The organism is Methylorubrum podarium (assembly GCF_022179745.1).
Lineage (GTDB): Bacteria > Pseudomonadota > Alphaproteobacteria > Rhizobiales > Beijerinckiaceae > Methylobacterium > Methylobacterium podarium.
On sequence record NZ_BPRD01000012.1, the window covers coordinates 1 to 8,381 of the forward strand.

At 71.5% G+C, this 8,381-nt stretch carries 8 protein-coding genes; 7 read left to right on the forward strand and 1 reads right to left on the reverse strand.

What is annotated here, in order from left to right:
• The 7 genes from MFF42_RS00620 to MFF42_RS00650 all read left to right on the forward strand — a co-directional run.
• Nucleotides 1–282, forward strand: a 282-nt coding sequence (locus tag MFF42_RS00620) for an acyl-CoA dehydrogenase family protein (protein ID WP_283206843.1), incomplete at its 5' end; no start/stop codon positions are given.
• Nucleotides 283–466: 184 nt separating this feature from the next.
• On the forward strand, nucleotides 467–1,120 hold the full coding sequence (paoA, locus tag MFF42_RS00625) for an aldehyde dehydrogenase iron-sulfur subunit PaoA (protein WP_238253571.1): 654 nt from the start codon (nucleotides 467–469) through the stop codon (nucleotides 1,118–1,120).
• Between the two features lie 13 nt (nucleotides 1,121–1,133).
• Nucleotides 1,134–2,108: an FAD binding domain-containing protein gene (locus MFF42_RS00630; RefSeq protein WP_238253572.1), complete on the forward strand. Its 975-nt coding sequence runs from the start codon at nucleotides 1,134–1,136 to the stop codon at nucleotides 2,106–2,108.
• An 11-nt stretch (nucleotides 2,109–2,119) separates the two neighbouring features.
• Complete coding sequence (locus MFF42_RS00635) at nucleotides 2,120–4,357, forward strand: xanthine dehydrogenase family protein molybdopterin-binding subunit (protein WP_238253573.1); 2,238 nt, start codon at nucleotides 2,120–2,122, stop codon at nucleotides 4,355–4,357.
• A gap of 113 nt (nucleotides 4,358–4,470) precedes the next feature.
• Nucleotides 4,471–4,725 carry a hypothetical protein gene (locus MFF42_RS00640; protein ID WP_238253574.1) on the forward strand — a complete coding sequence of 85 codons (255 nt, stop codon included), beginning with the start codon at nucleotides 4,471–4,473 and terminating at the stop codon, nucleotides 4,723–4,725.
• Nucleotides 4,726–4,919: 194 nt separating this feature from the next.
• Nucleotides 4,920–6,257 carry an NCS2 family permease gene (locus MFF42_RS00645; RefSeq protein ID WP_238253575.1) on the forward strand — a complete coding sequence of 446 codons (1,338 nt, stop codon included), beginning with the start codon at nucleotides 4,920–4,922 and terminating at the stop codon, nucleotides 6,255–6,257.
• Between the two features lie 173 nt (nucleotides 6,258–6,430).
• Nucleotides 6,431–6,649 (forward strand): hypothetical protein, encoded by a 219-nt coding sequence (locus MFF42_RS00650; RefSeq protein ID WP_238253576.1) that lies wholly within the window; start codon nucleotides 6,431–6,433, stop codon nucleotides 6,647–6,649.
• Here MFF42_RS00650 and MFF42_RS00655 read toward each other — a convergent pair.
• Nucleotides 6,638–7,690 carry an LLM class flavin-dependent oxidoreductase gene (locus MFF42_RS00655; RefSeq protein WP_238253577.1) on the reverse strand — a complete coding sequence of 351 codons (1,053 nt, stop codon included), beginning with the start codon at nucleotides 7,688–7,690 and terminating at the stop codon, nucleotides 6,638–6,640. The genes MFF42_RS00650 and MFF42_RS00655 overlap by 12 nt on opposite strands.
• Nucleotides 7,691–8,381: the final 691 nt, after the last annotated feature.

Below are 8,381 nucleotides of genomic sequence, written 5' to 3' on the forward strand. Positions count from 1 at the left end.
GCCATCGACGCGGCGGTGGCGAACCCGACCCCGGAGAGCGTGGCCGCCGCCCAGATCGCCACGGCCGAGGCCAAGGTGCTGACCACCGAGGTCGCGCTGGCCGCCGCCAACACCCTGTTCGAACTCGCGGGCACCCGCTCGACGCTCGCCGAGCACAATCTCGACCGCCACTGGCGCAACGCCCGCACCCACACCCTCCACGATCCCGTGCGCTGGAAGATCGCGATCGTCGGCAATCACGCGCTGAACGGGGTGAACCCGCCGCTCCACGCCTGGAGCTGAGGTCCGTCCGGACGCCACCGAAGGATGCGCGGGCGGCAGGGACAACCCCCGCGCTGCGCCATAGGGGCGCGGTGCCCGCTCGGATCAACCGGAACGCCCGCGGCGTTCCGCCTGCAGTTTTCGATCCATTCCAGACTGGCCGTGCCCCGCGCGGCCGGTCCGGATGCGCGGGACGGCAGGCCCCATGACAGACCATTCAACGAGAGACCGGCGCTTCGACCCGACGCGCCGCACGGTGATGGGGAGCTGCGCCGCCCTGGCGACGCTCGGCGCCTCCCTCCGCGGCCGGGCGCAGGCCGCCCCGGTGACGGCCGCAGACCCGCAGCCGCAGACCATGCCGGTCTCGCTCACGGTCAACGGGCAGCGGCACGACCTCACCCTCGACACCCGCACCACGCTGCTCGATGCGCTGCGCGAGCATCTCGACCTGACCGGCTCGAAGAAGGGCTGCGACCACGGCCAGTGCGGCGCCTGCACGGTGCTGGTGAACGGGCGGCGGATCAATGCCTGCCTGACGCTCGCCGCGATGCACGAGGGCGACGACGTCACCACCATCGAGGGGCTGGCCCGCGGCGAGGAGCTGCACCCGCTCCAGGCCGCCTTCCTGCATCATGACGGCTACCAGTGCGGCTACTGCACGCCGGGCCAGATCTGCTCCGCCGCCGGCATGCTTTCGGAGATCGAGGCGGGCTGGCCGAGTCATGTCACGGATGATCTCTCGGCCAAGGTCTCCTTGAGCGACGCGGAAATCCGCGAGCGGATGAGCGGCAACATCTGCCGCTGCTCGGCCTATCCCAACATCGTCGCGGCGATCCGCGACGCCGGCACCAAGATCTGAGGAGGCGGATCCCATGAAGGCTTTCGCCTACGAGCGCCCCGCCACGGTCCAGGACGCGGCACGGCTCGCCGCCGAGCGGCCCGACGCCCGCTTCATCGCCGGCGGCACCAACCTGCTCGACCTGATGAAGCTTCAGATCGAGACGCCCGCGACCCTGATCGACGTCAACCGCCTGCCGCTGGCCGAGGTCACCGACACGCAGGACGGCGGCCTGCGCGTCGGCGCGCTGGTGCGCAATTCCGATCTCGCCGCGCATCCGCGGGTGCGCCGGGACTACGCGGTCCTGGCCAAGGCCCTGCTCGCGGGCGCCTCGGGCCAGCTGCGCAACAAGGCGACCACCGCCGGAAACCTGCTGCAGCGGACCCGCTGCTACTACTTCTACGACACGACCAAACCCTGCAACAAGCGCGAGCCGGGCTCGGGCTGCGCGGCCATCGGCGGGTTCAACCGGATCATGGCGGTGCTCGGGGCGAGCGAGGCCTGCATCGCCACCAACCCCTCCGACATGAACGTCGCCCTGCGCGTCCTCGACGCGACGGTAGAGACGATCGATCCGCAGGGTGCCGCGAAAAAGATTCCGATCGCCGCGTTCCACCGCCTGCCCGGCGACACCCCGCAGATCGAGACCGATCTGAAGCCCGGCGAGCTCATCACCGCCGTGACGCTCCCGAAACCCGTCGAGGGCGTGCACCTCTATCGCAAGGTCCGCGACCGGGCCTCCTACGCCTTCGCCACGGTGTCGGTGGCCGCGATCATCGCGAAAGGCGAGGGCGAGAAGCCGAAGCTGGCGAAGCTCGCCTTCGGCGGGCTGGCCCACAAGCCGTGGCGGGTCGAGGCAGCGGAGGCGGCGCTCGTCGAGACCGGCTCGGCGGACGCCGCCGCGGATCGGGTGCTGGAGGGCGCCCGCGGCCAGGGCTCCAACGACTTCAAGATCCCGCTCACCCGCCGGACGCTGCGCGCCACCGTCGCCGACGCCCTTCGCGCCTGAGGAGTCTCGCCATGGACATGAACCAGCCGATCGGCGCGACGCCCCTCGACGGCAAGCCGGACGGGCTCGTCGGACGCCCCATCGACCGCATCGACGGGCGCCTCAAGGTGACGGGCCGCGCGCCCTACGCCTACGAGACCCGCGACCTGAAGAACCCGGCCTACGGCTTCCTGGTGGAAGCCGGCATCGCCAAGGGCCGCATCCGCAGCCTCGACGTCTCCGCGGCCAAGCGCGCGCCGGGCGTGCTCCTCGTGATGACCCACGAGAACGTGCCGGAGCAGGGCGAGAAGAAGGAGCAGGTCTATCCCCAGTTGCAGGGCCCCGAGATCCGCTTCCACGGCCAGCCCATCGCCTTCGTGGTGGCGCAGAGCTTCGAGCAGGCCCGCGCGGCGGCGGCCCTCGTGCGGGCGGAGTACGACGTCGAGACACCGGACGCCTCGCTGAAGGCGGCCCGGCCGACGGCGATCGAGCCGAAGCCGGCGCAGACCCCGCCCGACTCGAAACTCGGCGATTTCGACGGCGCCTTCGCCGATGCCCCGGTCAAGCTCGACGTCGAATACACGACCCCGGTGCAGATCCACGCGCAGATGGAGCCGCACGCCACCATCGCCTCCTGGGAGAGCGGGCCGGACGGCGACCGGGTGACCCTGTTCACCGCCAACCAGATGCTCAACCGCGGCCAGGCCTCGCTCGCCTCGGTGCTGAAGCTGAAGCCGGAGAACGTGCGGCTCGTCTCGCACTATATCGGCGGCGGCTTCGGCTCGAAGCTGCAGCCGCAGCCCGAGGCGATCCTCTCGGCGCTGGCCTCCAAGAGCCTGCGGCGCCCGGTGAAGGTGGCGCTGACCCGACAGCAGGAATTCCACGTCGCGACCCACCGCAGCGACACGATCCAGCGCATCCGCCTCGGCGCCGACGCGAACGGCCGCCTCACCGCCATCGGCCACGAATCCTGGTCGGCCACCGCGCCGGGGGACGTCTTCTACGAGACCTCCGCCGTCGTCACCCGCTCGCTCTACGCGGCGCAGAACCGCCTGACCCGGCACCGGCTCGCCAACCTCAACGTGCCGATCGCCTCCGCCATGCGGGCGCCGGGCGAGGCGGTCGGCCAGCTCGCCTTCGAATGCGCCATGGACGAACTGGCGGAGCAGCTGAAAGTCGATCCGATCGAGCTGCGGCTGCGCAACGAGCCGGAGCAGGACCCGGAGAAGAAGGTCCCGTACTCGACCCGCCAGCTCGTCGCCTGCATGCGCGAGGGCGCGCAGCGTTTCGGCTGGGACAGGCGCGGGGCCACCGGCGCGACCCGGGACGGGCGCTGGCTCGTCGGCATGGGCATGGCGGCGGCCTCGCGCCTCAACCCGCTGATGCCCTCGCAGGCCGGCGTGCGGCTCAACCCCGACGGCACGCTGACCGTGCGGATGGCGATGACCGATATCGGCACCGGCACCTACACGATCCTGGCCCAGATCGCGGGCGAGATGATGGGGCTGCCGATCGAGCGCATCCGCGTCGAGATCGGCGACACCGCCTATCCGAAGGCCGCCGGCTCCGGCGGCTCGTTCGGCGCGGGCTCGGCCGGCTCGGCACTCTACGTCGCCTGCGACAACCTCCGGCAGGCGTTGCTGCAGAAGGCGGACCTGACCCCGGAGGGCGCCGTGTTCGCGGACGGCCGCGTCACCGCCGGCAACCGCTCGGAGGCGCTCACCGATCTCGCCGGCGCGCAGGGCGTCGAGGCCAAGGGCGAGATCAAGCCCGGCGCGATGAAGGAGAAGTTCTCGCAGCACTCCTACGGCGCGCATTTCGCCGAGGTCGGGGTCGATTCCGACACCGGCGAGATCCGCCTGCGGCGGATGCTCGGCGTGTTCACCGGCGGGCGCATCCTCAATCAGAAGACCGCCCGCTCGCAGGCCATCGGCGGCATGATCTTCGGCATCGGCGCGGCGCTGATGGAGGCGGCCGAGACCGATCCGCGCTACGGCTCCTTCGTCAACCACGATCTCGCCGAGTACCACGTGCCGGCGCATGCCGACGTGCCGGCGATCGACGCGGTGTTCCTGCCCGAACTCGACGACAAGGCGAATCCGCTGAAGAGCAAGGGGCTCGGCGAGGTCAGCATCTGCGGCGCCGGGGCGGCCCTGGCGAACGCCGTCTACAACGCCACGGGCCTGCGCATCCGCGACTACCCGCTGACGCTGGACAAGGTGCTCGACGGCTGGAACGAGCGGGAGGGCGCGACGCAGCGCCGGACCTGAGACGTTTCCGAAAACGGCGCTCCGGATTGCGGTTCGCGGTCCGGGCGCCCATGTCAGCCCTTCGGCTTCCCCATCGTCTCTCACCGGCTTCCACCGGAACGCAGTGTCACGCCATGTCCCGTCTTCCGCTCCTCGCCGCCCTCGTCTTCGGCGGCATCTCCCTCGCCGGTGCCGTCCAGGCACAGGCCTTTCCCAACGACGAAGCGTCGGTGCGCTACCGCCGGCTGATCGAGCAGTTGCCGCCCTCCGAGCGCCCGCGCCTCCACGATCCCCGCTGGACCACCAATGCGATCAGCCCCAGCACCGGCCGCTTCGGCCTGCCCCTGTCGGGTCCGGCCGCCCGCGGCGGGATGACCGCGTTTCGCTGACCGCTCGGCCGGGCACGCGGCGGACAATCCCAACCCCCATCCTCATCCTGAGATGCGCAGCGAAGCGCAGCCTCGAAGGATCCTCCCGATCCCGCGCGCTTCCCGGAGCGACGACCGGGCTGCCGTTCGCCGACACCCACGACCGGATTTTTTCGTAATGGTGGACGCGGCGGCGGGGGAGGGGTGACGGCGGGATGGACATGAGGCGCGACCCGGCGGCGGCGCGAAACCTGCTGGAGCGCCTGTTCAAGCTGGAGGCGCATGGCACCACGATGCGCACCGAGCTTCTGGCGGGGCTCACCACCTTCCTCACCATGGCCTACATCGTCTTCGTCAACCCGAGCATCCTCGCCGATGCCGGGATGCCGAAGGGCTCGGTCTTCGTCGCGACCTGCCTCATCGCCGCCCTCGGCTCCCTGGTGATGGCCTTCGCCGCCAATTGGCCGGTGGCGCTGGCGCCGGCCATGGGGCTCAACGCCTACTTCGCCTACGTCGTCGTGCAGGGCATGGGCTACACGTGGCAGGCGGCGCTCGGGGCGGTGTTCATCTCCGGCCTCTGCTTCCTCGCCGTGACCCTGACCGGCCTGCGCGCGGTCATCGTCGAGGGCATCCCGCGCTCCATGCGGATCGCGCTCACCGTCGGCATCGGCCTGTTCCTCGCGATCATCGCCCTGAAGAACGCGGGCGTGGTGGCGGCCAACCCCGCCACCTTCGTGACCCTGGGCGACCTGCGCCAGCCGGGCACCGTGCTCGCGGCCTTGGGCTTCCTGATGGTGGCGGTGCTCTCGGCGCGGCGGGTGCGGGCGGCGCTCCTCCTCACCATCCTGACGGTGACGGGCCTGAGCTTCGTCTTCGCCGGCAACGCCTTCCAGGGCCTCGTCTCGGCGCCGCCCGCGCTGAGCCCCACGCTGTTCGCCCTCGACATTCCCGGCGCGCTCACCGGCGGGCTCCTCAACGTCATCCTCGTGCTGTTCCTGGTCGAACTCTTCGACGCCACCGGCACGCTGATGGCGGTGGCGAGCCGCGCCGGGCTCCTGCCGGAGACGGGGCGCTCGGCGGCGCTCGACCGGGCGCTGATGGCCGATTCCGCGGCGATCTTCACCGGCTCGCTGCTCGGCACGTCGAGCACTACCGCCTATCTCGAGAGCGCCGCGGGGGTGGAGGAGGGCGGGCGCACCGGGCTCACCGCCGCGACGGTGGCCGTGCTGTTCCTCGCCTGCTTGTTCTTCGCGCCGCTCGCCGGCTCGGTGCCGGCCTACGCCACCGCGCCGGCCCTGTTCTACGTCGCCTGCCTGATGCTGCGCGACCTCACCGCCCTCGACTGGGACGACCTCACCGAGGTGATCCCGGCCTGCGTCACCGCGCTCCTGATGCCGTTCACCTATTCCATCGCCAACGGCGTCGCCTTCGGCTTCATCACCTACGCGGTTCTCAAGGCGCTGACCGGCCGCGCCCGCGAGGTGAAGCCGGTGGTGTGGGTGATCGCGGCCGTGTTCCTGTTCAAGTTCGTCGAGACCGGCGGGGCGCACTGACCGCCCCGATTGCCTCTCCCGAACCCGCAGCGTTCTGGTTCGTGCGCGGAGAGGTCGAAGCGCCGCGCGGGCGGTCGCACGATCCGTCAACCAATCCGCGCCAGGATGGGCCGCTTCCGCGCCCGCCCAGCCCGGACGGCACTGGCCACCCCTCTCGGCCATGGATACCGGCCATGATCAAGCGCACCGGCCTCGCGATCCTCCTCGGCCTGGGCGGCTTCGCCCTGGGCAGCCTCATCGCGCGGGTCATGGAGCAGGACGGCGCCGGCCCCGCCAAGGTGACGGAGGCCCCCCCGGCCCTGCGCCACATCACGCAGCTTCCGCCGCCGCCCGCCCCGGAAAAGATCGCTCAGGACAAACCCGCCAAGGACGCGCCGCGCTCAGGCCGCTGAGCGCGCGGGCAGGGCCTGCGCCGCCGGACCGCCCGCGAGCGCCCCATGCGCCTCGGCGAGGATCGCGTAGGAGGCGAGCCGCGCCCCGTAATCGTGGACGGCCGAGGCCACCATCACCTCGTCGGCGCCGGTCTCGGCCACCAGCGCCTCCAGCCCGGCGCGGACGGTCTCGCGCGAGCCCACCAGCGAGCGCGCCAGCATCCGCGAGGCCTGCGCCTTCTCCGACGGGCTCCAGTAGGCCTCGATGTCGTCGATCGGCGGGGGCAGGAGGCCGCGGGTGCCGCGCACCAGCCGGGCGAATTGCTGCTGCGGCGTGGTGAACAGCCGCCGCGCCTCCGCGTCGGTCTCCGCCGCGACGACGTTGATGCCGACCATGGCGTAGGGCCGCTGCAGCTGCTCGGAGGGCTGGAACCGGGCGCGGTAGGCCTCCAGAGCCGGCAGCAGCGCGTCGGGCGCGAAATGCGAGGCGAAGGCGTAGGGCAGGCCGAGCATGCCGGCGAGTTCCGCCCCGAACAGGCTCGAGCCGAGGATCCACAGCGGCACTCTCAGCCCCGCGCCGGGCACCGCCTGCACCGCCTGCCCCTCCCGCACCGGGCCGAACAGGGCCTGCAATTCGAGCACGTCCTGGGGAAACCGCTCCGCCGAGCCGTAATCGCGGCGGAGCGCCCGCAGCGTCAGCCCGTCCGTCCCAGGCGCCCGGCCGAGCCCGAGGTCGATCCGGCCCGGGAACAGCGATTCCAGCGTGCCGAACTGCTCGGCGATCACCAGCGGCGCGTGATTGGGCAGCATGATCCCGCCGGCGCCGACCCGGATGCAGCTGGTGCCCGCCGCCACGTGGCCGATCACCACCGCCGTGGCGGCGCTGGCGATGCCGGTCATGTTGTGGTGCTCGGCGAGCCAGAAGCGGCGGTAGCCGAGCGCCTCCGCGTGCCGGGCGAGGCCGACGCTGTTGGCGAGCGCCTGCCCCGGCGTGGCGCCCTCCGGGATGAAGGCGAGATCGAGGACGGAGAGGGGAGGGAGGGAGGGTCGGGAAGAGGACATCGGGAGGCCGCGCACCTTCGCTCTGCGCCCTGTGGACGCAAAAATCTGTTTCCCCTCGATGCGGACAGATCGTGTGCGGGGCGGTCCAACGCAAGGAACGGCGCCCTCGCTCGAAGAGCGAAGGCGCCGCCTGCCGGGCGCGAAGAGCGCCCCGCGGAGCGGGCCTCGGCCTGCCGAGGCGCCGAGCGGAGCGAAAGCCTGAGGCCGCGGAGGCGGCCGCCGGCGCCTGAGGCCGGGAAAACACCTGTCCGATCGCCGAAGGGCGATCGGACAGGTGCAAGGAAGAAAGGGGCTTGCGCGGGGCCGCTGAACCGTCCTAGCCTCTCCTCATCGGCGCTGCGGCGCCGCCCTGAGACAAGGAGGTCGGCCATGAGACATCACGGCATCACCGGCTCCCCCGCGCGTACCGCCGACGCGGATCAGGACACGCCACCCAACCAGGATCGGCAGGGATAGTGGCTCCCTGAACGCTGCGGAAGGTCGAGTTCCCCCGCCGGTCCGGGGACGGGGCTGCAGCTCCCACCGCGCGCGAGAGTGTGGACCCTGCGAAAGCCCGTCGGCGCGAGCCGGCGGGTTTTTCTTTGGCGATCCCATCCCTTGCGGACCGCGCATCGAAACCCGTCCCCGTCATGCGCGGTTGGCTGATGAAGCCTGGACCAGACTCGGAGACCGACGTGCCGCGCTACTTCTT